Raw genomic sequence first — 22,792 nt, 5'->3', positions numbered from 1 at the left:
GCATGACAACGAAAGAAGCCGCCGCCGTGGCGGCGCTCAAGCAAGACAACGCCCAGTACCTGTGGCACCCCATGGCGCATCCGCAGGCCATGCTCAAGACCAGGCCCGACATCATTGCGCGCGGCCAGGGCTGCTGGATCTGGGACGTCGACGGCCACAAGATGCTCGATGGCGTCGGCGGCCTGTGGGCCGCGAACCTGGGCCACAGCAACCAGCCGGTGCGCGACGCCATCGTCGCGCAGCTCGACGAGCTGCCCTTCTACAACGTGTTTCGCGGCACCACGCACCCGCGCGCCATCGAGCTGTCGGCGCGCCTGGTCAAGACCATGGAACCCGACGGCGTGGCCGCTGTGTTCTTCAGCAACGGCGGCTCCGACGCGGTGGAAGGCGCGCTCAAGCTCGCGCGCCAGTACTGGAAGCTCAAGGGCCAGGCCGACCGCTTCAAGTTCATTGCGCTGCGCCAGGGCTACCACGGCGTGCACTTCGGCGGCATGAGCGTGAACGGCAACCTGAACTTCCGCCGCGCCTACGAGCCGCTGCTGCCCGGCTGCTTCCACGTCGACACGCCGTGGCTGTACCGCAACCCCTACACGCAGGACCCGGAAGAACTCGGCGAGATCTGCGCCACGCAGCTGGAGCGTGAGATCCAGTTCCAGGGCCCCGACACCGTGGCCGCCTTCATCGCCGAGCCGATCCAGGGCGCGGGCGGCGTGATCGTGCCGCCGCCCAACTACTGGCCGCGCGTGCGCGAAATCTGCGACAAGTACGGCGTGCTACTCATCGCCGACGAGGTCGTCACCGGCTTCGGCCGCGGCGGCGCGATGTTCGGCACGCGGCTGTGGAACGTGAAGGCCGACCTGTGGTGCCTGGCCAAGGGCATCTCGTCGGGCTACGTGCCGCTGGGCGCCACCGCCATCGGCAACAAGGTGGCCGAGGTCTTCCTCAACGACCCCACGGGCCAGGCCGCGGTAGGCCACGGTTACACCTACAGCGCGCACCCGGTGGCGGCAGCCGCCGCACTCGCCACGCTGGACCAGATCGAGGCGCTCGACGTGCCGGGCAACGCGGCGCGCGTGGGCGCGCATTTCCAGGCGCGCGTGCGGCCCTTCGTCGACAAGTTCAGCTTCGTCGGCGACGTGCGCGGCATGGGCCTCATGCTGGGCATCGAGATGGTGGCCGACAAGGCCACGCGCACCACGCTGCCGCGCGGCAACCCGATCGCCGCGAAGGTGGCGCAGGCGGCCTACCAGCGCGGGCTGATGGTGCGCATCTCGGGGCCGAACCTCATCCTCTCGCCGCCGCTGGTCATCACGCGCGAGGAGGTGGACTTCATGGTCGATGCGCTCGAAGGTGCGTTCGCCGACGTGGAAGCGACGCTGTGAGTGCATCGCCCACGATCCTGCTGATCGGCACCGCCGACACCAAGAGCGCCGAGCTGCTGTTCATGCGCGAGTGCATCGAGGCCGGCGGCGGCCGTGTCGTCGTGATGGACGTGGGCGTGCTCGACGGCGCGCCCTTCACGCCCGACATTCCCAACACCGAGGTGGCCGCGGCCGCCGGCAAGACCGTGGCCGAGGTGGCGCAAAGCGGCGACGAGAACAGCGCCATGACATTGATGGCGCGTGGCGCCGCGAAACTCGCCGCGCGCTGGCAGGCCGAGGGCCGCATCGACGGCCTGCTCGCGCTCGGCGGCACCATGGGCACCGACCTCGCGCTCGACGTGGCGCAGGCGCTGCCGCTGGGCGTGCCGAAGGTGCTGGTGTCGACCATCGCCTACTCGCACCTGCTGCCGCCCGAGCGCATTCCGCCCGACCTCATCATGGTGCTGTGGGCCGGCGGGCTCTACGGCCTCAACAGCCTGTGCCGCTCGGCATTGAGCCAGGCGGCCGGCGCGGTGCTCGGCGCCTGCCGCCAGGCCTGCGTGCCGGCCTTCCAGAAGCCGCTGGTGGGCATGACCTCGCTGGGCTCCAGCGCGCTCACCTACATGAAGACGCTCAAGCCCGCGCTCGAGGCGCGCGGCTACGAAGTCGCCGTGTTCCACACCACCGGCATGGGCGGGCGCGCCTTCGAGGCACTGGCCGCCGAGGGCCGCTTCTGCGCGGTGATGGACTTCAGCCTGCAGGAGCTGGCCAACCAGCTCGGCGGCTCGTGCGTGACGGCCGGGCCTGATCGCCTGCTCGGCGCCGGCCGCGCGGGCACGCCGCAGATCGTCGCGCCCGGCGCCATCGACATGCTCGACTACCCGGCCTGGCAGTCCACGCCCGAAGGCCTGGAAGGCCGGCCCACGCACATCCACAACCGGCTGCTGGCCTCGGCGCTGAACGCGCCCGCGTTCCGTCGCGGCGTGGCCGCCGAGATCGCGCGCCGCCTCGCGCGCGCCGAGGGCGCCACCTGCCTTCTGATGCCGCTGCAAGGCATCGAAGGCTGGGACCGTCCGGGCGAGCCGCTGCACGACCCCGAAGGCCTCGCGGCCTTCACCGAGGCACTGCGCGGCAGCGTGGACCCGGCGCGGCTCGTCGAGCTCGACGCGCACATCAACGACAGCGCGTTCTGCGACGCCGCACTGCGCGTGTTCGACGCCTGGGTGGCCGACGGCACCGTGCCCGCAGGGAGCCGCGCATGATTCACGACACGCAAGCCCTCGTGCTCGACTTCGGCGGCGTCATCAGCCGCACGCTGTTCGAGACCCACGCACTCACCGAAGAAGCGCTGTCGCTGCCGCGCGGCACGCTCACGTGGCGCGGCCCCTTCGACCTCGCGAGCGATCCGCTGTGGCGCGACATGCAGGCCGACAAGCTCTCGGAGCGCGACTACTGGATGGCGCGCACGCGCGAAGTGGGCGCGCTGGTCGGCGAACGCTGGGACCGCATGGAGACCTTCGTGCAGCGCGCGCGCGGCGCCGACCCCGAGGCCGCGATCCGCCCCGAAGCGCTCGCGGCCATCGAGGCGGCGCGGCGCGCCGGCTGCCGGCTCGCCATCCTGTCGAACGAGCTCGACCTGTTCTACGGCGCGGGCTTTCGCCAGCGCCTGCCCTTCATGAGCGCCTTCGACGTGGTGGTCGATGCCACGCACACCGGCATCCTCAAGCCCGATGCGCGCGCCTACCAGCAGTGCCTGGACCAGCTCGGCCTGCCCGCCGACGCCTGCGTGTTCGTCGACGACCAGCTGCGCAACATCGCCGGCGCGCAGCGCGTGGGCCTGCGCACCGTGCACTTCGACGTGATGCATCCGGGTGCGAGCTACGCGCAGGCGCTCTCGATGCTGGGCGTTTCTTCCTCTCTTTCTTCCTGACCGAGTTCCCGATGACCCCGACCTTCGAACCCACCGTGCCGCGCGAGCGCGTGCAGGCCCTGATGCAGGCCGAACAAGACCGCTACGCACGCACCCACGCGCGCAGCGGCGAACGCTTCGCGCAGGGCCAGCAGGCCTGGCTGTACGGCGCACCCTCGCACTGGATGCGCCGCTGGATCGGCGGCTGGCCGCTGTACGTGCAGGACGCGCAGCTGCCCTACGGCGCGCGTTTTGTCGACGTGGACGGCAACGGCTACGCCGACTTCTGCCTGGGCGACACCGGCGGCATGTGCGGCCACGGCCACCCGGCGGTGGTCGAGGCGCTGGCGCGGCAGGCGCGCGTGGGCAGCTCGCTGATGCTGCCGACCGACGATGCGGCCTGGGTCGGCGAAGAGCTGTCGCGCCGCTTCGGCCTGCCGTACTGGAACCTCACGACCTCGGCCTCGGACGCCAACCGCGCCTGCATCCGCCTGGCGCGCATGGTCACGGGCCGGCCGCGCGTGCTGGTGTTCTCGGGCTGCTACCACGGCTCGGTGGAAGAGGCGCATGTGGAGCTGCGCGACGGCGCCGTCGCGATGCGCAACGACATCCACCCCAACGGCTTTCCGCACGACCAGCTGTCGGCCGTGGTCGAGTTCAACGACGTGCCTGCGCTGGAGCGCGCGCTGCGCGCCGGCGACGTGGCCTGCGTGCTGGCCGAGCCGGCCATGACCAACTACGGAATGATCGCGCCCGCGCCCGGCTTTCACGACGCGCTGCGCCGCCTCACGCGCGAGACCGGCACGCTGCTGGTCATCGACGAGACGCACACCATCTCGAGTGGCCCCGGCGGCTACACGCGACAGCACGGGCTCGATCCCGACATGTTCGTGATCGGCAAGGCCATCGCCGGCGGCATTCCCGCCGCCGCCTTCGGGCTGAGCGCCGAGACCGCCGAGCGCGTCTGGCAGGTGCTGCCCAAGCTGCACCCGACCAAGCGCCAGTCGGCGCACGCCGGCTTCGGCGGCACGCTCGCGGGCAACGCGCTCACCGTGGCCGTGATGCGCGCGGTGCTCTCGCAGGTGCTCACGCCCGAGGCCTTCGATCGCATGCTGGTGCTCGCGCAGCGCCTGGCCGAAGGTGTCAACGCCAGCATCGCCGCGGCGGGATTGCCGTGGCATGCGACGCAGGTCGGCGCGCGCGTGGAGACGCTCTTTTGCGCCGACGCGCCGCGCAACGCGAGCGACGTGCGCCGCACGCGCGACGGCGAGCTCGAAGCGCTGCTGCACCTGTACATGATGAACCGCGGCGTGCTCATCACGCCCTTCCACAACATGATGCTGTGCTGCCCCGGCACCACCGAACGCGAGGTGGACGAGCACAACGCGGCCTTCGCCGAGTTCGTGCGGGAGTGCAAGGGATGAGCACGCCCGATCTCTTCGGCCTGCAGGGCAAGGTCGCACTGATCACCGGCGGCGGGCGCGGCATCGGCGCGGCCATCGCGCAGGTGTTCGCCGAAGCCGGTGCCTCGGTGCTCATCGCCAACCGCACCGGCAGCGCGGGCGAGGCGGTGGCGGCGGAACTGTGTGCGCGTGGCTTCGCGGCGCAGGCGCTGGCCTGCGACATCGGCCGGCGCGACGAAGCCGAGCGCGCGGTGGCCGAGGCCGTGCGCGTGTTCGGCGCGCTCGACATCGTGGTCCACAACGCGGCCGTCAACCCGTGGGCCGCCATCGACGCGATGACCGACGAGCAGCTGGAGCACACGCTGGCCGTCAACCTCAAGGCCTGCTTCTGGCTCACGCAGGCCGCTGTGCCGCACTTGCGCGCGCGCGGCGGCGGGCGGCTGCTCGTCACCTCGTCGGTGACCGGCCCGCGCGTGGCCATGCCGGGCAGCGCGCACTACGCGGCCAGCAAGGCCGGCGTGAACGGCTTCATCCGCACCGCAGCGCTGGAGTACGCGCGCGAGGGCATCACCGTGAACGGCGTGGAGCCGGGCTACATCGCCAAGCAGGGCGGCTCGCTGCTGTCCGACCCGGCCAAGGCCGCGCGCATCGCGCGCCACATCCCGGCCGGTGAACTGGGTCGGCCCGAAGACATCGCCTACGCGATGCGCTTCCTGGCGAGCCCGGCGGCGCGCTACATCACGGGGCAGACGATCGTGGTCGATGGCGGCTCGACGCTGCCTGAAAGCCCGTTCTTCGCGGAGGCATCGGAATGACCGCGCGCCTGCATGGCAAGGCCTGCCTCGTCGTCGGCGCAGCGACCGGCATCGGCGCCGCCGTGGCCGCGCGCTTCGCGGCCGAGGGCGCGCGCGGCGCCGTGGCCGGCTGGCCGCGTCCGCAGCCGGTAGGCGAGGGCCCGGCCTTCGATTGCGACGTGACCGACGACGCGGCCGTGCGCGCCACCGTCGCCGCGGTGCAGGCCGCATTCGGGCGCATCGACGTGCTGGTGAACTGCGCGGGCATCGTGCGCAACGACGACGCGGCCGACATCGACGACGGCGACTGGCAGCGGCTGCACGAGGTCAACCTCGGCGGCACCATGCGCTGCCAGCGCGCCGTGCTGCCCGGCATGGTGGCGCAGGGCGGCGGCGCCATCGTCAACATCGCCTCGGTCGCGGCGTTCAACGCGGGCGCCGGCATGGCGAGCTATGCGTCGAGCAAGGCCGGCGTGGTCGCGCTCACCCGCTCGGCCGCGCAGGTCTACGGCCCGCACGGCGTGCGCGTGAACGCCCTGTGCCCCGGCTGGGTCGACACGCCCATGAGCCGCCAGGAGATGCGCGACCTGGCCGCCGAACGCGGCATCGGCGAGGACGCCGCGCGCGCGCAGACGGTGGCGCGCATCGCGCTCGGCCGCATGGCCTCGCCCGAGGAGATGGCCGCCGTGTGCCTGTTCCTAGCCAGCGACGAAGCCTCGTTCGTGACCGGCGCGGCGCTGGTGGCCGATGGCGGGGCGCGGGTGCCGGCCGCCGCACGCGCCGTGTAAGCGCCGAGAGACGCCACGCCCGCCCGGGCGTATGCTTGCGCGCCGCGGAGGGTTTTCAAAGATGCTTCCCATCGTCGTTGCGCTCATGGCGACCGTCATCCTGCTGGTCTGGATGGGGTTCTTCATGATGGGCTCGCTGCCCTTGCTCGTGCTCTCGCACGACACCCCGCTGGATTCGCGCTTCATCCGCGGCCTGTTCAACGTGTACTACGTGGCCGTGGTGCTCACCGCGAGCGCGGCGGCGCTCAGCTACGCGTGGTGCGGCAAGCCTTTCTTCGCGGTCGGCATGGCTCTCATCGCCGGCCTGGCGTTCGCGCTGCGCCGCTGGCTCATCATTCCGCGCATGGACCTGCTGCGCCACACGATCCCGGCCACGGACACGTCGATCGTGCAGTTCCGCAAGCTCCATATCGCGGGCATGGTGCTCAACGTGATGCAGCTGGGCACGGTGGCCTGGGCGCTCACGCAGCTGGGGCTGTGAGCGACGCCGGCCTCTCTGTCTCTAGCGCAGGAAGCGCCCTTCCTTCGTCACCCGCACCATCTCGATGAAGCGCGAGCCTGTGTTGCTCGCACCCGTGAAGTCGATCTCCATGTTGCCGATGCGCAGCTTCATCGCCTTCAGCGTGGCGTGCAGCTTCGCGCGCGTGAGGTCGCGGCCGGTGCGGCGCAGGGCCTCGATCATCACGAGCGCGTTCACATAGCCCTCGTAGCTGAGGTAGCCGATGTCGACCTTGGCGCGCTCGGCCAGCTGGCGGAACTCGCGCGCGGTGGCGTCGACCTCGCTCCAGGGGTAGGGCACGATCTGCGAGATGGCCAGGCCGCTGGTCTTGTCGCCCACGAGCTTGGCGGTGACGTCGCCCGGCACGATCGACATGCCGTAGAACATCTGGCGACCGCCGGCGGCCCAGGCGCTCTTCATGACCTCGCCGCCGATGCCGCCGCCCAGGTACATGAGCACGGCCTGCGCCTGGCTGTCGGCCAGCGCCTTGCCCGCGGCCTCGTTGGTCGTGCCGTCGCCTTTGACGGGCACCGCCGCCACGGGTTTGAGCTTGAGCGTGTCGAGCGCCGCCTCGACCAGCCGCGCCACTTCGGCACCGCCGGGGTTGTCCAGGTAGGCCACGGCGATGCGCGAGACGCCGATGGTGCTCAGGTGCTGCACCAGCGCTTGCGCCTCGCGCGCGAAGGTGGCGCGCACGAAATAACCCGCGCCGGCGACCTTCTCGCGCGCCGAGTCCGACACGGCATAACCGCCCACCATCGGCGCGCCGCTCTGGCCCAGCACCTTGGCCGCGGCGGCCGTGGTGCCCGAGCCCACGCAGCCGAAGAAGGCGAAGGCGCGGTGCTCGGCGAGCAGCTTCTCGTAGTTGGCGACGGCCTTCTCGGGCTTGAGTTCGTCGTCGAGCGAGATCAGCTTGAGCTTGCGTCCCGCAAGCCCGCCCTGCGCATTGACCGCGTCGAAGGCCAGCCCGGCGCCGGCCATCACGACCTTGATCGGCACGCCCAGCGGGCCGCTCAGGATGCCGGTGTGGCCGAGGACGATCTCGCCGTCGCTGACGCCGTTCTCGGCGGCCAGGGCGGTGGAAGGCAAGGAAAGGAGGGGGCCGAGTCCGGCCGTCGCCGCGGCCGAGGCGGCGAGAAAACGTCTGCGATGCATGGAACCGATTCCGCTTTTAGATACAACTGATAACAATTGAAAGCGAAAGCGAGTCCCCGCGCCGCCGGGGTTTACCCCCTGTGTTGCGCCGTGTCCTCGCCGGGCGGCTCGCGCAACTGCCAGGCCGCGCAGACGGCCAGCGCGCACAGGCCGGCCAGCATCAGGAACACCTCGTCGAAGGCGGCCAGCCGCGCGGGCGTGCTCACCGGGTTGGCGAGCGAGTCGCCGTGCGCGGCCAGGCGCCATTCGAGAATGATGGCGCACAGGCTCACGCCCACGGCGCCGCCGAGCATGCGCACGAAGCTGATCGCGCTCGCGCCCTGCGGGATGAGCGGCTTGGCCAGCGGGCGCATCGACCCGAGGTTGAGCGAGGGCAGGATGAAGCCCAGCCCGATGCGCCCGACGATCGCGAACACCACCAGCAGCCACAGCGGGCTGTCCAGCCGCAGCACGGCCATGAGCGCGAACGACACCGCCAGCAGCGCCAGGCCGATGCTCACCAGGAGCCAGGTCGGTTGCTTGTCGGCCAGCCGGCCCACGCCCGCGATGGTGAAGGCCAGCACGATGCCGGCCGGCAGCAGGGTGGTGCCCACGTGCGAGGCCGACAGGTGCAGCCCCACCTGCATGTACACGGGCAGCAGGTAGGTCGATCCGAACAGCGCGGTGCCGTAGATGAAGGCGACCAGGCTGCCCATGGCGAACTGGCGGTAGCGAAAGAGCGCGAGGTTCATGAGCGGCGCGCCGCCCGAGGCCATGAGCCGGTGCTGCCACCACACGAAGGCGGCAAAGGCGACGAGCGCGCCGGCCAGCAGCAACGCGGCCTGCAGCGGCGAATCGCCGCGCAGCTCGACCAGCCCGTTCAGCAGGCACAGCGTGCCCACGGTGCCCAGCGCCAGCCCGCGCGCATCGAGCCCGCTGCCGCGCGTCGCGGCCACGCCGCCGGGCGCGGTCTTGGGCACGAACTTGTAGGCCAGCCAGATCGAGGCCAGGCAGAAGGGCACCACCATGAAGAAGATCGAGCGCCAGCCGAACAGGTCGACCAGCACGCCGCCGATGCTCGGCCCGATGGCCGGCGCCAGCACCACGCCCATGCCGAAGATGCCGCTGGCGCGGCCCTGCTCGTGCGGCTCGAAGGCGCGCAGGATGATGATGGCCGGAATGGGCTGCACCACGCCTGCCGCCAGCCCCTCGGCCACGCGCGCCAGCAGCACCAGCGGGTAGTGGTTGGCCAGCCCGCCGACGATGCCGCCGGCCAGCAGCAGGAGCATGGTGCCCACGTAGGTGCGCCGGTAGCCGTAACGCGACAGCAGCCAGGGCGTGGTGAGCATCGACACCGTCATGGCCACCATGAAGCCCGAGCTCACCCACTGCGCGCGTTCCTGGCCCAGCGCGAAGTGGTGGCTCATGTCGGGGATCGCCACGTTGACGATGGTCGAGGACATGATGGACGCCATCGTCCCCACCATGACCGACAGCAGCAGGTACCAGCGGTAGCGCTCGCCGTAGCGGGCGCGCAGGGCGCCCATGGAGGGCGGCGTGTCGGGTGTTGGGGGGGAGGTCATGGGGCGGCGCAGGGACGGTCGCGGGTCCGTCGTCCTACAAGCATATCGGTGTTTGCGGCGTCGACCGCGCGCGGGCCGGTCGCACAATGCGGCGGCTGTCCCCTGTGCGTCAAGTCTCCAAAGAACAAGCCATGCATCCATCGACCCCCGACTCGGTCCACGACCCTGCCGCGCCCGACGCCGTCCCCACGCTCGCGGCCGAACTCGCCGCGCCCACCGTCAGCCGCGCCTACCGCTGCCAGTGCGGGCGCCCCGTGTTCCTGCGCAACAGCGAGTGCCTGGCCTGCCACACGCCGCTGGGCTACGTGATCGACCGGCTCGGCGTGGTGCCGCTGGCGCCGGCCGAAGGCGAGGGCGCGCTGCCCGACACCTTCACCGTTTTCGGCGATCCGCACGGCGCCACCTACCGCCGCTGCGCCAACCTCATGACGCCGGCCGCCTGCAACTGGATGGTGGCGCAGCCGCGCGAGGGCGAGACCATTCCGGCCGACACGCAGGGCCTGGCGCCCGGCTACTGCCTGGCCTGCAGCGTCACGCGCACCATCCCCGACCTGTCGGTGGAGGCCAACGGCGAACTCTGGCGCAAGCTCGAGATGCCCAAGCGCCGCCTGATCTCTCAGCTGCTCGCGCTCGGCCTGCCGGTGGTGAGCCGCCATGCCGACCCGGTGCACGGGCTGGCCTTCGATTTCCTCAGCAACATGCCGGGCGCCCCGCACGTGATGACGGGCCACGAGCACGGGCTGATCACGCTCAACGCCGAGGAGGCCGAAGACGCCGTGCGCGAGCGCATCCGCGCCGAGATGCACGAGCCCTACCGCACGCTGCTGGGGCACTTCCGCCACGAGATCGGCCACTACTACTGGGACCTGCTGGTGCTGCCCACGCGCTGGATCGACGACTTCCGCGTGCTCTTCGGCGACGAGCGCGCCGACTACGGCGCCGCGCTGCAGCAGCACTACGAACAGGGCCCGCCGCCCGACTGGGCGCAGCGCTTCGTCAGCAGCTACGCGAGCATGCACCCGTGGGAAGACTGGGCCGAGACCTGGGCCCACTACCTGCACATGGCCGACACGGCCGACACGGCGATGAGCTTCGGCATCGACGCGAGCAACGTGGAGCTGCAGAACGATTTGTTCACCGCCGCCGACCTGTGGCAGCCCGACCATCCCGATGCCGCGAAGTTTCTGGACTTCATCAATGGCTGGGTGCTGCTGACCAGCATGCTCAACGAACTGTCGCGCAGCATGGGCCAGCCCGACTACTACCCCTTCGTGCTGCCGCGCGCGGCGGTGGGCAAGCTGCAGTTCATCCACGGCGTGGTCACCGCGCAGCGCAGCGGCACGGCGCCGACGATGGTGACGGCGGGGGATGTGGCGGAAGCTGCCGAGCCTGCGCAGGGGCAGTCCCAGTCGCAGGGCGACGTCGCTCAGTCCTGAAGCGGCGGCTTTCCTGCGGCGCAGCGCGCGCAGATGCAGGCCTGGCCGCGCAGTGCCGGCGGCAGCGTGTCGAGCGGGGCCAGCGAGAAATCGGCGGCCATGCACCAGCAGGGAGGCTGCGCCTGCCCGGTCTCGCGCTCGACCTCCATCGCGCAGCGGTTCGCCTCGCCGCACAGCGGACAGCGCGCGGTGTCGATGACCACCGTCATGCGAGCGCGAAGGCCGGCAGCTTCTTCGGCACCGCCACGTTGCGCAGCGTCGCGTACACCGGCAGGCCGTCGCGGTAGGCGGGGTAGTCCTCGCCGGCGATCAGCGGCAGCAGGTAGCGGCGGCACTTCTCGGTGATGCCGTAGCCGTCGTCCGAGATGAAGTCGCGCGGCATCGGCTTCTCGACATTGGCCACCGCTTCGAGCGGCGCCGCGCCCAGCGTGTAGGCATAGGGCACGTCGCTCGTGCGCTCGATGGTCGGCATCACCGCATTGCGGCCTTCGAGCGCCAGCTCGACCGCGCGCTGGCCCAGCTCGTAGGCCTGCTTCACGTCGGTGGCCGAGGCGATGTGGCGCGCCGCGCGCTGCAGGTAGTCGGCCACCGCCCAGTGGAACTTGTGGCCCAGCGCCTCTTTCACCATCTGCGCCACCACCGGCGCCGCGCCGCCGAGCTGCGCATGGCCGAAGGCATCGCGCGCGCCCTGTTCGGCCAGGAAGGTGCCGTCGGGGTGGTGGCAGCCCTCGGACACCACCACCGAGCAGTAGCCGTGCTGCTGCACCATGGCATCGACGCGCGCCAGGAAGCGGGCCGCGTCGAACTCGATCTCGGGGAACAGCACCACCACCGGAATGCCATGGTCGGCCACCAGCCCGCCGGCCGCGGCGATCCAGCCGGCGTGGCGGCCCATCACCTCGAGCACGAACACCTTGGTGGAGGTGGCGGCCATCGAGCGCACGTCGAACGAGGCCTCGAGCGTCGACACCGCCACGTACTTCGCGACCGAGCCGAAGCCCGGGCAGCAGTCGGTCAGCGGCAGGTCGTTGTCGATGGTCTTGGGCACGTGGATGGCCTGCAGCGGGTAGCCCATCGACTGCGACAGCTGGCTCACCTTGAAGCAGGTGTCGGCCGAGTCGCCGCCGCCGTTGTAGAAGAAGTAGCCGATCCCGTGCGCCTTGAACACCTCGATCAGGCGCTCGTACTCGCGGCGGTTCTTCTCGAGCGACTTGAGCTTGTAGCGGCACGAGCCGAACGCGCCCGAGGGCGTGCTGCGCAGCGCCGCAATCGCCTCGGCCGGCTCGGCACTGGTGTCGATCAGGTCCTCGGTGAGCGCGCCGAGGATGCCGTTGCGCCCGGCATAGAGCGTGCCGATGCGGTCCGGGTGCTGGCGCGCCGTCTCGATCACGCCGCAGGCCGAGGCGTTGATGACCGAGGTGACGCCGCCCGACTGGGCGTAGAAGGCGTTGAGGAGGGGCATGCGCGGCATTCTCCCGCAGCCCTTTCCATGGCGCCAGTGGTGCCAAATGCGGGGCGCTTCAGCGCCCGCCGAGGCCCATCGCGCGCGTGATCACCTCTTTCATGATCTCGTTGGTGCCGCCGTAGATGCGCTGCACGCGCGCGTCGGCGTAGGCGCGGGTGATCGGGTACTCCCACATGAAGCCGTAGCCGCCGTGCAGCTGCACGCACTCGTCCATCACCTTGCACTGCAAGTCGCTGGTCCAGTACTTGGCCATGCTCGCGGTGGCGGTGTCGAGCTTCTCGGCCATGAGCAGCTCGATGCACTTGTCGACGAACACCTGCGCCACCTGCACCTCGGTCTGCAGCTCGGCCAGCGTGTAGCGTGTGTTCTGGTAGTTGCCCACGGGCTGGCCGAACACCTTGCGCTCCTTCACGTAGGCCACGGTGTGGTCGATGGCCGCTTGCGACGCTGCCACCGCGCTGATCGCGATCTGCAGCCGCTCCCAGGGCAACTGCTCCATCAGGCAGACGAAGCCGCGGTTGACCTCGCCCAGCAGCGCCTCGGCGGGCAGGCGCACGTCGTTGAAGAACAGCTCGGACGTGTCCTGCGCCTTCAGGCCCAGCTTCTTCAGGCGCTTGCCCTTCTCGAAGCCCGGCATGCCGCGCTCGACGAGAAAGAGGCTCGTGCCCTTCGCGCCCGCGGCCGGGTCGGTCTTGGCGACCACGATCACCAGGTCGGCGTGCCAGCCGTTGGTGATGAAGGTCTTGCTGCCGTTGAGCAGGTAGCTGCCGTCGGCCTGGCGGATGGCGCTGGTCTTCACGGCCTGCAGGTCGCTGCCCGCGCCGGGCTCACTCATGGCGATGGCACCGACCATCTCGCCACTGGCGAGCTTGGGCAGATAGTGCTGCTTCTGCGCCTCGGTGCCGTAGCGCAGGATGTACGGCGCCACGATCTCGTTGTGCAGGCCGAAGCCGATGCCCGTGAAGCCACGTGCCCACAGCTCCTCGAACTGGATCACCGAATAGAGCAGGTCGGCGCCCGCGCCGCCGTAGGTGTCGGGCAGCGCCATGCACAGGAAGCCGTTCTCGCCGGCCTTGGACCAGACGGCGCGGTCCACGTAGCCCTGCTCCTCCCAGTCGTCGTGGAAGGGCGCGATCTCCTTGTCCATGAAGCGGCGGAAGCTGTCGCGGAAGGCCTCGTGGTCGGCGGTGAAGAGGGTGCGTTCGATGGTCATGGGGACGTCAGCGGGTTTCGAAAACAGGAGGACGCTTCTGCAGGAAGGCGCTCACGCCTTCACGGAAGCTGGGGCGGTCGATGAGCGCGCGCTGGCGCTCGCTCTCGTAGTACAGCTGTTCCTTCAGCGTGTGGTGCTCCGAGGCCTCGAAGGCCTCGCGCGCTTCGAGCACCGCATGCGCCGGCAGGCGCGCCAGGCGCTGCGCGATGGCGCGGGCTTCGTCCATCAGCTGCTCGTCGTCGGCGCAGGCCCAGATCAGGCCCCACTGCACGGCGCGCCCGGCGCTCAGGCGCTCGTCGAGCAGCGCCATGCCCATCGCGCGCGCACGGCCGGCGCGGCGTGGAATGGCCCAGGTGCAGCCCAGGTCCGGCACGATGCCGAGCTTGGGCAGGAAGGGCAGGTAGAAGTAGGCGCTGCGCGCGGCGATGGTCACGTCGGCCGCGAGCGCCAGGCCCACGCCCGCACCGGCCGCCGGGCCATTGACTGCTGCCACCACCGGCACCGGCAGCGTGCGCAGCGTCTCGATGAGCGGGTTGCTGAGCTTCTGCATCCACTCGGCGGTCTGGTCGCCGAGCGTCTGGCCGGGTTCGCCGGGCGGCGCCATCGCGCTCAGGTCGGCACCCACGCAGAAGGCCTTGCCGGCGCCCGTGAGGATCACGGCGCGCACCGTGCGGTCGTCGCGGATGCGCTCGAGCGCGTCGCGCAGTTCGACCTGCAGGTCTTTCGCGATCGGGTTCAGCTTGTGCGGCAGGTTCAGCGTGAGCGTGGCGATGCCATCGGCCTGCTCGCACAGGATACAGGGTTGGGTTTGTTGCGGCGCATTCATGCGAGCACTGCGCCGGAAGTGGTGGTCATGGGCGTGTCCCTTTCAAGGCCAAGAAGGAAAACGGACGCCCAAAGCAAAAAGCCGCCTGTCGTCACGGCGGCGCGCGGTGCTGCTCCCTGCGGGGGCGGTCCATGGCATCGAGGTTCGATGCCACGGCGCCCGCGGTCAAGCCGGGGACAACCCGTGCAGCGCCAGTCGCCAAGGCGACCGCACGCGAGCCTGTGCGCGCGAGGCCGGGTTCGGCAGCGCGGCGGGCTGCGCGTCCGACACCGAGATGCACGACGACTCCAGCGCCGACACCAGCACGCGCCGGTGCTCGGTGCTTTCGAAGCGCTCGCCCGGCCCGAGCACGATGTCGCGCGGGTCGCGGTCGAGCGTGATCCACACGGCGCCGCTGCGGCACTCGATGCCCACGCCCGCGCCGTCGGGCACGGCGAAGACGGCGCGGCTGGGCAGGCTCACGTGGAAGCGCGAGCTCGACGAGGAGAAAAAGGTGGAAGGGGACCGGTCGGTGGTGCTCATGGGAACCTCCATTGCATTCGTGATACGAATGAATATAGTGAGCCGAACCCTCTCTTACACGCGGTCATTCGGAACTCGTTGTATGCCCCCAGAGAATGCGAAAACCCCTGCCGGCGAGCTCCCGCCGCTCGAGCTGCTGCGCAGCTTCGAGGCCGCCGCGCGCCGGCTCAGCTTCACGCTGGCGGCCGGCGAGCTGCACCTCACGCAGTCGGCCGTGAGCCGGCAGATCCAGCAGCTCGAAGCCAGCCTGGGCGTGCTGCTGTTCGAGCGCCGCCACCGCGCGCTCGCGCTCACCGAGGCCGGCGGCGTGCTGCAGCGCGCTGTCACCGACAGCCTGGAGCGCCTGCGCGACGCCACTGCGCGCGTGCGCGCCAGCGCCGCGCCGCGGCAGGTGTCGATCACCACCACACCGGGCTTCGCGTCGCTGTGGCTCATTCCGAAACTGGCGCGCTTCACCAGCACGCATCCGCAGGTCGACGTGCGCGTGTCGGCCACGCTCGACGTGCTCGACCTGGACGTGAGCCGGCTCGACCTTGCGGTGCGCTTCGTGCCCATCGGCCGCGGCGTGGGCCCGGCGCTGTTCGAGGAGTCGGTGATCCCGCTGTGCGCGCCGCAGGTGGCCGCGTCGCTGCGCGAGCTGTCCGATTTTTCCAAGCTCACGCTGCTGACCATCGAGTACCCGGACCACAGCGAAGCCCCGACCGCCGACTGGGAGCCGTGGCTCAAGGTGATGGTGCTGGAAGACCTGCGCATGAAGAGCACGCTGCGCTTCTCGCAGTACGCCGATGCGGTGGCCGCCGCGGTGGCGGGGCAGGGCGTGGTCATCGGGCGCCTGCCGCTGCTGCGCGAACTGGTGCGCGACGGCCGGCTCGTGGCGCCGCTCGGCCAGGGCGTGGCATCGCACCGCGGCTACTTCATCGAGATGTCGCGGCGCGCCGCGGGCAACCGCGACGCGCAGGACTTCGCGCAATGGCTGCGCGACGAGGCGGAGGCCGCGCAGCGGAGCTGACGAAGGGCCGCCGCCCGCCTGCCGATCAACCCGGCAGCAGGACCTTGTTGACGACGTGGATCACGCCGTTCGACTGGTAGACATTGGCGATCGTCACCGCCGCCGTGCCGCCCTTGGCGTCGGTCACCCACACCGTGCCGCCGCTCATCGTCGCCGTGAGCGTGCCGCCGCTGGCGGTCTTGAGTAGCGCCTTGCCGCCGCCCGCGTTGATCGCGCTCGTCAGCGCCGCGCTGTCCATGCGACCGGGCACCACGTGGTAGGTCAGCACCTTGGTGAGCGTGGCCTTGTTCTCGGGCTTGAGCAGCGTGTCGACCGTGCCGGCCGGCAGCGCCGCGAACGAGGCGTTGGTGGGCGCGAACACCGTGAACGGGCCCGGACTCTTGAGCGTGGTCACGAGGTCGGCCGCCTTCACCGCGGCGACCAGCGTCGTGTGGTCCTTCGAATTCACCGCGTTGTCGACGATGTCCTTCGTCGGGTACATCGGCGCGCCGCCGACCATGGGGGTGGCGGCACTGTTGCTGCTGGCGTTGCTCATGCCACTGCCGGCGCACGCGCCGAGCAGGACCGACACGCCGAGGGCGATCACGAGTTTTTTCATGGATGTCTCCTGGAAGGAAAGGCTCTGTGGAAACCGCCAGCAGCTCGGAGGCGCGATGCGCTTGAGATGCCATACGGCGCGATGTGCGAAGCGGATTCAACCGACGTGTGCTGTCAGCTTTGCGCCACAGCGCGCCGCGCCGGGCTTGCGCACGGCGAAGGCCCTCGCCAGAATCCGCCCTTCCTTTTTCAGCGACCGTTTTTCCAGACACCGCGCACGGCGACGATCAACCTCCCGGGCGAGAACACCATTCAATGAACCGTTCACTGAACACCTGACGCACACCGACCGCCCCGGCCGGATGTGCACCTTCGCATCCGCCGCGGCCGAATCGACAAGGGCCCCGCGCGCAACTGCATTCGCCGGGGCCTTTTTGTTTTTTCGGAGTGTGTGCACATGAGTGCTCAACGAAAGGCCCGCGACGACGACAAGCGTCTGGGCCGGTTCTACTTTGCGGTGCCGGCGTCGGCACCGCGCAATCCCGTGGTGGCCGCGATGGCGCGCCGCGAATCCAGCCAGGGCGCGGGCCGCCACCTGCGCACCCACCGCGCCGAGCGGCGCGCGCAGAAGGTGGCGCTGCAGAAGGCCGCGCGCGACTTCGGGCGGAGGGCCGACGATGCGTGACGACATGGACAAGGTGATCGTCGAGCGTCCGCGCGGCGGCTGGCGCGTGCAGGGCGATGGCCGCCCGTGGCGCAATAGCCCCGAGCGCGGTTCGCACCTGGGCATGAAGCGCGGCCTGCAGCATCCGAAGTGGCTGAGCGAAAACCTCCAGCCGCTCAAGCGCTGGCTGCACAAGCAGGTGCATCGGCCATGGGACAAGGTGTACGCCGAGCTGTGCAGCGGCATCGATCGCCGCAGCACGGTGCAGGCGCACATCTTTTTGCACGTCGACGACTTCGTGGCGCGCGACGCGGTGCTGTGCGACGGCGAGGTGCGGGTGCGGCCCCACCGCTGGGGAACCCGCGACGGCGTGCCGCTGCACGAAGCGCCGGGCGTCGAGCTGTTCGTGCATCCGGTCACCGGCATCCTGCTGCCGAACCGGCGTCTGCGCGAAGCGCGCGCGGCGCGTCGTGTGGACCGGGCCGCGCGGCGGGGCGACACGCCTTACGCGGTCTACCACGTGATCGACGAGACCACGCAGTGGCACTGCGTCGACGGCTGCTGGTTCGAGGTCGTGCTGGCGAAGTTTCCTGAGCGCGCAAGCGCGACGCAGCAGGAACCCAAGTGCTACGACGTGCTGCGCCGCTGCATGGTCACGCGCTGCGGTGCGGCGCGACGTTCAGCGCCGGGCCTGCCTACGCACTTCGACATGTATGGGCGTCACGATGTCTATGCCGTTGCCAAGCGCCAGCTGAGCCGGCGCGAGGTGCGGGCGCGGTTGGGGGATGCGGCGTGAGGCGGCGTGTCGGTGATCAGGGTGTGGGACGCACTGGCACCTTCGCCCGCGGCAGCAGCCAAAACGCCAGCGTCCCCGCCGCCAGCATCCCGCTCACCGTGAGGAACACCGCGCGAAACGGCTCGCTGCCCTGGGCCACGGCCCAGGAGGCGGCCACGCCGGTGGTCCATTGCATCAGCGAGACGCCGAGGAACATCGCCATGTTGAGCAGCGCCATCGCGCGACCGGTCACGGCCGCCGGGTAGGCGTTCTTGGTGTACGCGTACAGCAGCACGCTGTAGCCCGAGAGCATGCCGTAGACGATCGGCAGGCCGATGTCGATGGCGCGCGATTGGGTGAGGGCCATGGCGGCGAACATCGCCGCGCCGGCGAAGGCGCAGCGCATCATCCAGCGCGTGCGGCGCGCACCGCCCGGGTCGAGGCGGCCGAACAGCATGGGGCTGGCCATGCCGGCGACGGTCATCACCAGCGCGACGTTGCCGCTGGCCACGAGCGAGAGGCCGTGGCGGTCGTGCAGCACGGGGCCGAGCCAAAGGCCGCGCAGCGTGATGAAGGCGGCATACGACACGCAGGCGAAGCACAGCAGGCCGAGCGTGTGCGGCATGGCGAACAACGGCAGCAGGTCGCGCACGGCCTGGCGCAGCGACTGGCGCTCGGGTGCGGGCTCGTCCGATGCGATCGTCGTGCGCGCGGGCTCGTGCACGCGCCAGAAGATGACGATCCACGAGAGCACGGCGAAGGCGGTCAGCGCGGCATAGCCGGCGCGCCACGAGGCGGCTTCGATCAGCAGCGCCAGCGGCGTGCCGGTGAACAGGATGCCCATGCCCGCGAGGCTCATCACCAGCCCCGACATGGCGGTGAAGCGCGCGGCGTCGAAGTGCCGCGCGATGAACACGGTGCAGGCCAGGAAGGCCGGCGCGCAGCCCACGCCGATCAGCGCCTGCCCCAGCAGCAGCGCGCCGAAGCCCGGCGCCACGGTGCACAGCGCGGCGCCCGCGATGGCGAGCGGAAAGGCGGTGAGCACGGTGCGGCGCACGCCGAAGTGGTCGATCGACACGCCCATCGCGAGCTGCATGATGCCGAAGGTGAAATGGAAGGTGCCGGCCCAGGTGCCCAGCGCCTGCGGCGTGAGGCCGAAGTGCTGCGTGAGCGGCGTGGCCATCATGGCGCCGACGGTGCGAAAGGCCTGGCTCAGCGCGAAGGCGGTGGCCAGTGCGACCAGCATGGCCGCGGCCGAGGTCGACCCGTGGGTCGGAGGCGGCGAGGCCGCGTGCTTGTTCATCGGGAGAGACGGAGACCGGAGAGAGAAGAGGGCGGCGTCGATGCTACCGGCATGTCGCGCCCCATGCAGAACGGCGCCCGAGGGCGCCGTTCGTTGCGTGTCTCCGAGGCGTCAGCGCCGGCGGTGGCCGGCACTGCGCAAGGCGCGCGTCAGGCCGCGGCCTTGACCTTCAGGCGCCAGGCGTGCAGCAGCGGCTCGGTGTAGCCGCTGGGCTGCTCGATGCCCTTGAACACGAGGTCCTGCGCGGCCTTGTAGGCGGCCGAGGTGTCGAAGTGGCCGGCCATCGGCTGGTACAGCGCGTCGCCGGCGTTCTGCTCGTCGACCACCTTGGCCATGCGCTGGAAGGCCTCGTCGACCTGCGCCTTGGTGACCACGCCGTGCAGCAGCCAGTTGGCGATGTGCTGGCTCGAGATGCGCAGCGTGGCGCGGTCTTCCATGAGGCCGACGTTGTGGATGTCGGGCACCTTCGAGCAGCCCACGCCCTGGTCGACCCAACGCACCACGTAGCCCAGGATGCCCTGCACGTTGTTGTCGATTTCCTGCTGCTTCTCGGCGTCGGTCCACTTGGCCTGCGCAGCGATCGGCACCTGCAGCAGCGCGTTCAGGATGTTTTCGCGTTCGCCGTCGGCGTCGATCTTCTCGAGCTCTTGCTGCACGGCGGTCACGCTGACCTGGTGGTAGTGCAGCGCGTGCAGCGTGGCGGCGGTGGGCGAGGGCACCCAGGCGGTGTTGGCGCCGGCCTTGGGGTGGGCGATCTTCTGCTCGAGCATGGCGGCCATCAGGTCGGGCATGGCCCACATGCCCTTGCCGATCTGCGCCTTGCCGCGCAGGCCGCAGTTCAGGCCGACGAGCACGTTGTTCTTTTCGTAGGCGCCGATCCAGGCGCTGGACTTCATGTCGCCCTTGCGGATCATCGGGCCGCCCTGCATGGCGGTGTGCATCTCGTCGCCGGTGCGGTCCAGGAAGCCGGTGTTGATGAAGGCCACGCGCGCGGCGGCCTCGGCGATGCAGGCCTGCAGGTTCACGCTGGTGCGGCGCTCCTCGTCCATGATGCCGAGCTTGACGGTGTTGGCGGGCAGGCCGAGCAGCTGCTCGACGCGGCCGAACAGCTCGCTCGCAAAAGCGACTTCGGCCGGGCCGTGCATCTTGGGCTTGACGATGTAGATGCTGCCGGTGCGCGAGTTGCCCTTGCGCTTGACGTCGATCATGGCGATGGTGGTGGTGACCACGGCATCCAGGATGCCTTCGGGGATTTCCTTGCCGCCTTCGTACAGGATGGCCGGGTTGGTCATCAGGTGGCCCACGTTGCGCAGGAACATGAGCGAGCGGCCGTGCAGCTTCAGCGGCTGGCCGTTGGCGCCGGTGTACTCGCGGTCGGCGTTCAGGCCGCGCGTGAAGGTCTTGCCGCCCTTGGCGACTTCTTCGGTGAGCGTGCCCTGCACGATGCCCAGCCAGTTCGCGTACGCGACGACCTTGTCGGCCGCGTCGACCACGGCCACCGAGTCTTCCAGGTCGAGGATGGTGGAGAGCGCGGCTTCGAGCACGAGGTCGCTCACGCCGGCCGCGTCGCTCTTGCCGATGGCGGTGCTGCGGTCGATGCGGATGTCCAGGTGGATGCCGTTGTGCTTGAGCAGCACCGACGACGGCGCGGCGGCGTCGCCCTGGTAGCCGACGAACTGCGACGCATCGGCCAGGCCGGTGGTACTGCCCTGCAGCGCGACGACCAGCTGGCCGTCCTTCACGCTGTAGCCGGTGGCGTTCTTGTGCGAGCCGTTGGCCAGCGGGGCGGCCTGGTCGAGCACGTTGCGTGCGAACTCGATGACCTTGGCGCCGCGCACGGGGTTGTAGCCCTTGCCCTTTTCGGCGCCGCCGGTTTCGGGGATGGCGTCGGTGCCGTACAGCGCGTCGTACAGCGAACCCCAGCGCGCGTTGGCGGCGTTCAGGGCGTAGCGCGCGTTCAGGATCGGCACCACCAGCTGCGGGCCGGCCTGCAGCGCGAGTTCGGAGTCGACGTTGGCCGTGGTGGCCTTCACGCCCTTGGGCTGCGGCAGCAGGTAGCCGATCTTTTCCAGGAAGGCGCGGTAGGCCGGCATGTCGGCGATCGGGCCGGGGTTCTTCTTGTGCCAGGCGTCGAGTTCGCTCTGCAGGCGGTCGCGCTCGGCGAGCAGGGCGACGTTCTTGGGCGCCAGGTCATGGACGATGGCGTCGAAGCCCTTCCAGAACACGTCGCTGGCCACGCCGCTGGCGGGCAGGACCTTCTCTTCGACGAATCGGTGCAGTTCGGTCGCGACCTGGAGTCGGTGGGCGGTGGTGCGGTCGGTCATGTGTTTCTCCTTGGGGAACGCAATGCAAAAAACAGGAAATCGGGGGCGGCGCAGCAGTGGGGCGCACTTGCCCCAGGTGAAGCCATGGGAGAACTGTATTCGATACTTTGCGGGCCAGTAAGAGCCGAAAGTGAGATTTATCTGTGACAAAAATGAAGGTAATCGACCAAAACCCAAGTCCCGCTTCAAAGGGTAGGCCCTGAGGCCGGGGCGGTGGCAGCTGTATATATTTAACTTCTTAAATAATCAGCTACCGCCGCAATGATCCTCCTGGCTTCCAACGAAAACCCGCTCGGCATGCCCGAGTCGGCCCGCCGCGCCGCCGCCGCCGCCCTCGAAGGTGCGGGCAACTACCCCGACAGCAACGGCACCGCGCTCAAGCAGGCGCTGGCCGCGCGGCTCGACGTGCCGCCCGAGTGGCTCACGCTGGGCAGCGGGTCGAGCGAGATCCTCGAGCTCGCAGCGCAGGTCAGCCTCAAGCCGGGCGAGAACGTCGTCTATTCGCAGTACGGCTTCATCGTCTATGCGGCAGCCACGGCGCACGCCCACGCGCGCGCCACCGTCGTGCCCTCGCGCGACTTCGGCCACGACCTGGACGCGATGCGCGCCGCCATCGGCGACGACACCAAGCTGGTCTTCGTGGCCAACCCGAACAACCCGACCGGCACCTTCATCGATGCTGCGCCGCTGCGCGAGTTTCTGCAATCGGTGCCCGCGCACGTGACGGTGCTGCTCGACGAGGCCTACACCGAGTACCTGTCGCCCGCGCAGCGCTACGACAGCATCGAATGGGTGCGCCGTCTGCCCAACCTGATCGTGGCGCGCACTTTTTCCAAGGCCTTCGGCCTGGCGGGGCTGCGCATCGGCTACGGCGTGTCGCAGCCGGCGCTCACGGCGCGCCTGAACGCGCACCGCCCGCGCTTCAACGTGACGACGCCGGCCCAGGCCGCGGCTGTGGCGGCGCTGGGCGACACCGACTTCCTGGCGCGCACCTACGAACTCAACACCGCCGGGCGCGAGCAGCTTGCCGCGGGCTTCAGTGCGCTGGGCCTGCCGTACGTGCCGTCGTCGGGCAACTTCGTGATGGTGCAGGTCGGCGACGCGCCGGCCGTGCACGCGCGCCTGCTGGCCGCCGGCATCGAGGTCTCGCTGCTCGGCCCGTATGGCCTGCCGCAATGGCTGCGCGTGAGCGTCGGCCTGCCGGCGCAGAACGAGGCGCTGCTGGCCGCGCTGCGCTGACGGCTACA

The 22,792-nt window shown here is 70.2% G+C and carries 21 protein-coding genes and 1 pseudogene; 12 read left to right on the top strand and 10 right to left on the bottom strand.

What is annotated here, in order from left to right:
• Positions 1-2 precede the first annotated feature (2 nt).
• The 7 genes from ACAM52_RS25985 to ACAM52_RS25955 all read left to right on the top strand — a co-directional run bounded on the left by ACAM52_RS25985 (position 3) and on the right by ACAM52_RS25955 (position 6,736).
• Positions 3-1,382 (top strand): aminotransferase class III-fold pyridoxal phosphate-dependent enzyme, encoded by a 1,380-nt coding sequence (locus ACAM52_RS25985; RefSeq protein WP_369644961.1) that lies wholly within the window; start codon positions 3-5, stop codon positions 1,380-1,382.
• The gene (locus ACAM52_RS25980) at positions 1,379-2,623 is read left to right on the top strand and encodes a Tm-1-like ATP-binding domain-containing protein (RefSeq protein WP_369644960.1); all 1,245 of its coding nucleotides are present in this window, start codon (positions 1,379-1,381) and stop codon (positions 2,621-2,623) included. The genes ACAM52_RS25985 and ACAM52_RS25980 overlap by 4 nt, the downstream gene beginning before the upstream one ends.
• Positions 2,620-3,291 carry an HAD-IA family hydrolase gene (locus ACAM52_RS25975; protein WP_369644959.1) on the top strand — a complete coding sequence of 224 codons (672 nt, stop codon included), beginning with the start codon at positions 2,620-2,622 and terminating at the stop codon, positions 3,289-3,291. Before ACAM52_RS25980 ends, ACAM52_RS25975 begins: the two co-directional genes overlap by 4 nt.
• Before the next feature lie 11 nt (positions 3,292-3,302).
• Positions 3,303-4,694 carry a transaminase gene (locus ACAM52_RS25970; protein WP_369644958.1) on the top strand — a complete coding sequence of 464 codons (1,392 nt, stop codon included), beginning with the start codon at positions 3,303-3,305 and terminating at the stop codon, positions 4,692-4,694.
• Complete coding sequence (locus ACAM52_RS25965) at positions 4,691-5,488, top strand: SDR family oxidoreductase (RefSeq protein ID WP_369644957.1); 798 nt, start codon at positions 4,691-4,693, stop codon at positions 5,486-5,488. The genes ACAM52_RS25970 and ACAM52_RS25965 overlap by 4 nt, the downstream gene beginning before the upstream one ends.
• Positions 5,485-6,255, top strand: coding sequence for an SDR family NAD(P)-dependent oxidoreductase (locus tag ACAM52_RS25960; RefSeq protein WP_369644956.1), 771 nt, complete (start codon positions 5,485-5,487; stop codon positions 6,253-6,255). Before ACAM52_RS25965 ends, ACAM52_RS25960 begins: the two co-directional genes overlap by 4 nt.
• 61 nt (positions 6,256-6,316) lie before the next feature.
• Positions 6,317-6,736, top strand: coding sequence for a hypothetical protein (locus ACAM52_RS25955; RefSeq protein WP_369644955.1), 420 nt, complete (start codon positions 6,317-6,319; stop codon positions 6,734-6,736).
• 21 nt (positions 6,737-6,757) lie between these two features.
• On the opposite strand, the gene ACAM52_RS25950 is transcribed toward ACAM52_RS25955, so the two are convergent.
• Together ACAM52_RS25950 and ACAM52_RS25945 are read right to left on the bottom strand one after the other, a co-directional pair.
• Positions 6,758-7,843, bottom strand: a complete 1,086-nt coding sequence (locus tag ACAM52_RS25950) for an ABC transporter substrate-binding protein (protein ID WP_369644954.1) — start codon at positions 7,841-7,843, stop codon at positions 6,758-6,760.
• A gap of 137 nt (positions 7,844-7,980) precedes the next feature.
• A complete protein-coding gene (locus tag ACAM52_RS25945) occupies positions 7,981-9,471 on the bottom strand; it encodes a DHA2 family efflux MFS transporter permease subunit (RefSeq protein WP_159278761.1) in 1,491 nt (496 codons plus the stop codon).
• Between the two features lie 131 nt (positions 9,472-9,602).
• Between ACAM52_RS25945 and ACAM52_RS25940 the strand changes: the two genes are divergently transcribed.
• Positions 9,603-10,907 carry a putative zinc-binding metallopeptidase gene (locus ACAM52_RS25940; RefSeq protein ID WP_369644953.1) on the top strand — a complete coding sequence of 435 codons (1,305 nt, stop codon included), beginning with the start codon at positions 9,603-9,605 and terminating at the stop codon, positions 10,905-10,907.
• Here the strand turns inward: ACAM52_RS25940 and ACAM52_RS25935 are convergent.
• The 5 genes from ACAM52_RS25935 to ACAM52_RS25915 all read right to left on the bottom strand — a co-directional run bounded on the left by ACAM52_RS25935 (position 10,898) and on the right by ACAM52_RS25915 (position 14,933).
• A complete protein-coding gene (locus tag ACAM52_RS25935; protein ID WP_159273620.1) occupies positions 10,898-11,116 on the bottom strand; it encodes a cysteine-rich CWC family protein in 219 nt (72 codons plus the stop codon). The genes ACAM52_RS25940 and ACAM52_RS25935 overlap by 10 nt on opposite strands.
• Complete coding sequence (locus ACAM52_RS25930; protein ID WP_159278759.1) at positions 11,113-12,369, bottom strand: 6-phosphofructokinase; 1,257 nt, start codon at positions 12,367-12,369, stop codon at positions 11,113-11,115. Before ACAM52_RS25930 ends, ACAM52_RS25935 begins: the two co-directional genes overlap by 4 nt.
• Positions 12,370-12,427: 58 nt before the next feature.
• The gene (locus tag ACAM52_RS25925; protein WP_307636079.1) at positions 12,428-13,585 is read right to left on the bottom strand and encodes an acyl-CoA dehydrogenase family protein; all 1,158 of its coding nucleotides are present in this window, start codon (positions 13,583-13,585) and stop codon (positions 12,428-12,430) included.
• Between the two features lie 7 nt (positions 13,586-13,592).
• The gene (locus ACAM52_RS25920; protein WP_369644952.1) at positions 13,593-14,411 is read right to left on the bottom strand and encodes an enoyl-CoA hydratase-related protein; all 819 of its coding nucleotides are present in this window, start codon (positions 14,409-14,411) and stop codon (positions 13,593-13,595) included.
• Positions 14,412-14,576: 165 nt separating this feature from the next.
• Positions 14,577-14,933: a DUF2917 domain-containing protein gene (locus ACAM52_RS25915; protein WP_062479754.1), complete on the bottom strand. Its 357-nt coding sequence runs from the start codon at positions 14,931-14,933 to the stop codon at positions 14,577-14,579.
• 82 nt (positions 14,934-15,015) lie between these two features.
• Between ACAM52_RS25915 and ACAM52_RS25910 the strand changes: the two genes are divergently transcribed.
• Positions 15,016-15,942, top strand: coding sequence for a LysR substrate-binding domain-containing protein (locus ACAM52_RS25910; RefSeq protein WP_062479753.1), 927 nt, complete (start codon positions 15,016-15,018; stop codon positions 15,940-15,942).
• A gap of 25 nt (positions 15,943-15,967) precedes the next feature.
• Here ACAM52_RS25910 and ACAM52_RS25905 read toward each other — a convergent pair whose 3' ends face one another.
• Positions 15,968-16,540 (bottom strand): fasciclin domain-containing protein, encoded by a 573-nt coding sequence (locus ACAM52_RS25905; RefSeq protein WP_369644951.1) that lies wholly within the window; start codon positions 16,538-16,540, stop codon positions 15,968-15,970.
• Positions 16,541-16,936: 396 nt separating this feature from the next.
• Between ACAM52_RS25905 and ACAM52_RS25900 the strand changes: the two genes are divergently transcribed.
• On the top strand, positions 16,937-17,164 hold the full coding sequence (locus ACAM52_RS25900) for a hypothetical protein (protein ID WP_062479749.1): 228 nt from the start codon (positions 16,937-16,939) through the stop codon (positions 17,162-17,164).
• Entirely contained in the window at positions 17,157-17,939 is a 783-nt protein-coding gene (locus ACAM52_RS25895) for a hypothetical protein (RefSeq protein WP_369644950.1), read from the top strand. Before ACAM52_RS25900 ends, ACAM52_RS25895 begins: the two co-directional genes overlap by 8 nt.
• Before the next feature lie 16 nt (positions 17,940-17,955).
• Here the strand turns inward: ACAM52_RS25895 and ACAM52_RS25890 are convergent, their stop codons facing one another.
• Together ACAM52_RS25890 and ACAM52_RS25885 are read right to left on the bottom strand one after the other, a co-directional pair.
• Complete coding sequence (locus tag ACAM52_RS25890; RefSeq protein ID WP_369644949.1) at positions 17,956-19,221, bottom strand: MFS transporter; 1,266 nt, start codon at positions 19,219-19,221, stop codon at positions 17,956-17,958.
• A gap of 149 nt (positions 19,222-19,370) precedes the next feature.
• Complete coding sequence (locus ACAM52_RS25885; protein ID WP_070063724.1) at positions 19,371-21,545, bottom strand: malate synthase G; 2,175 nt, start codon at positions 21,543-21,545, stop codon at positions 19,371-19,373.
• 255 nt (positions 21,546-21,800) lie between these two features.
• Between ACAM52_RS25885 and hisC the strand changes: the two are divergent.
• Positions 21,801-22,784 (top strand): annotated as a pseudogene (gene hisC / locus ACAM52_RS25880) (histidinol-phosphate transaminase); the annotation flags it as partial.
• Between the last annotated feature and the right edge of the window lie 8 nt (positions 22,785-22,792).

Origin of the sequence: Variovorax sp. V118, from assembly GCF_041154445.1 — a bacterium.
Taxonomy (GTDB): Bacteria; Pseudomonadota; Gammaproteobacteria; order Burkholderiales; family Burkholderiaceae_C; genus Variovorax; species Variovorax boronicumulans.
This window is presented reverse-complemented; position numbering and strand designations above follow the sequence as displayed.

Excerpts from the sequence above, each read along its gene's own strand:
- ACAM52_RS25895 (WP_369644950.1), top strand. The coding sequence starts at position 17,157 with ATGCGTGACGACATGGACAAGGTGATCGTCGAGCGTCCGCGCGGCGGC.
- ACAM52_RS25940 (WP_369644953.1), top strand. The coding sequence starts at position 9,603 with ATGCATCCATCGACCCCCGACTCGGTCCACGACCCTGCCGCGCCCGAC.
- ACAM52_RS25945 (WP_159278761.1), bottom strand. The coding sequence starts at position 9,471 with ATGACCTCCCCCCCAACACCCGACACGCCGCCCTCCATGGGCGCCCTG.
- ACAM52_RS25910 (WP_062479753.1), top strand. The coding sequence starts at position 15,016 with ATGCCCCCAGAGAATGCGAAAACCCCTGCCGGCGAGCTCCCGCCGCTC.
- ACAM52_RS25890 (WP_369644949.1), bottom strand. The coding sequence starts at position 19,221 with ATGAACAAGCACGCGGCCTCGCCGCCTCCGACCCACGGGTCGACCTCG.
- ACAM52_RS25935 (WP_159273620.1), bottom strand. The coding sequence starts at position 11,116 with ATGACGGTGGTCATCGACACCGCGCGCTGTCCGCTGTGCGGCGAGGCG.
- ACAM52_RS25965 (WP_369644957.1), top strand. The coding sequence starts at position 4,691 with ATGAGCACGCCCGATCTCTTCGGCCTGCAGGGCAAGGTCGCACTGATC.
- ACAM52_RS25925 (WP_307636079.1), bottom strand. The coding sequence starts at position 13,585 with ATGACCATCGAACGCACCCTCTTCACCGCCGACCACGAGGCCTTCCGC.
- ACAM52_RS25970 (WP_369644958.1), top strand. The coding sequence starts at position 3,303 with ATGACCCCGACCTTCGAACCCACCGTGCCGCGCGAGCGCGTGCAGGCC.
- ACAM52_RS25975 (WP_369644959.1), top strand. The coding sequence starts at position 2,620 with ATGATTCACGACACGCAAGCCCTCGTGCTCGACTTCGGCGGCGTCATC.
- ACAM52_RS25900 (WP_062479749.1), top strand. The coding sequence starts at position 16,937 with ATGAGTGCTCAACGAAAGGCCCGCGACGACGACAAGCGTCTGGGCCGG.
- ACAM52_RS25915 (WP_062479754.1), bottom strand. The coding sequence starts at position 14,933 with ATGAGCACCACCGACCGGTCCCCTTCCACCTTTTTCTCCTCGTCGAGC.
- ACAM52_RS25920 (WP_369644952.1), bottom strand. The coding sequence starts at position 14,411 with ATGAATGCGCCGCAACAAACCCAACCCTGTATCCTGTGCGAGCAGGCC.
- ACAM52_RS25960 (WP_369644956.1), top strand. The coding sequence starts at position 5,485 with ATGACCGCGCGCCTGCATGGCAAGGCCTGCCTCGTCGTCGGCGCAGCG.
- ACAM52_RS25930 (WP_159278759.1), bottom strand. The coding sequence starts at position 12,369 with ATGCCCCTCCTCAACGCCTTCTACGCCCAGTCGGGCGGCGTCACCTCG.
- ACAM52_RS25955 (WP_369644955.1), top strand. The coding sequence starts at position 6,317 with ATGCTTCCCATCGTCGTTGCGCTCATGGCGACCGTCATCCTGCTGGTC.
- ACAM52_RS25985 (WP_369644961.1), top strand. The coding sequence starts at position 3 with ATGACAACGAAAGAAGCCGCCGCCGTGGCGGCGCTCAAGCAAGACAAC.
- ACAM52_RS25905 (WP_369644951.1), bottom strand. The coding sequence starts at position 16,540 with ATGAAAAAACTCGTGATCGCCCTCGGCGTGTCGGTCCTGCTCGGCGCG.
- ACAM52_RS25885 (WP_070063724.1), bottom strand. The coding sequence starts at position 21,545 with ATGACCGACCGCACCACCGCCCACCGACTCCAGGTCGCGACCGAACTG.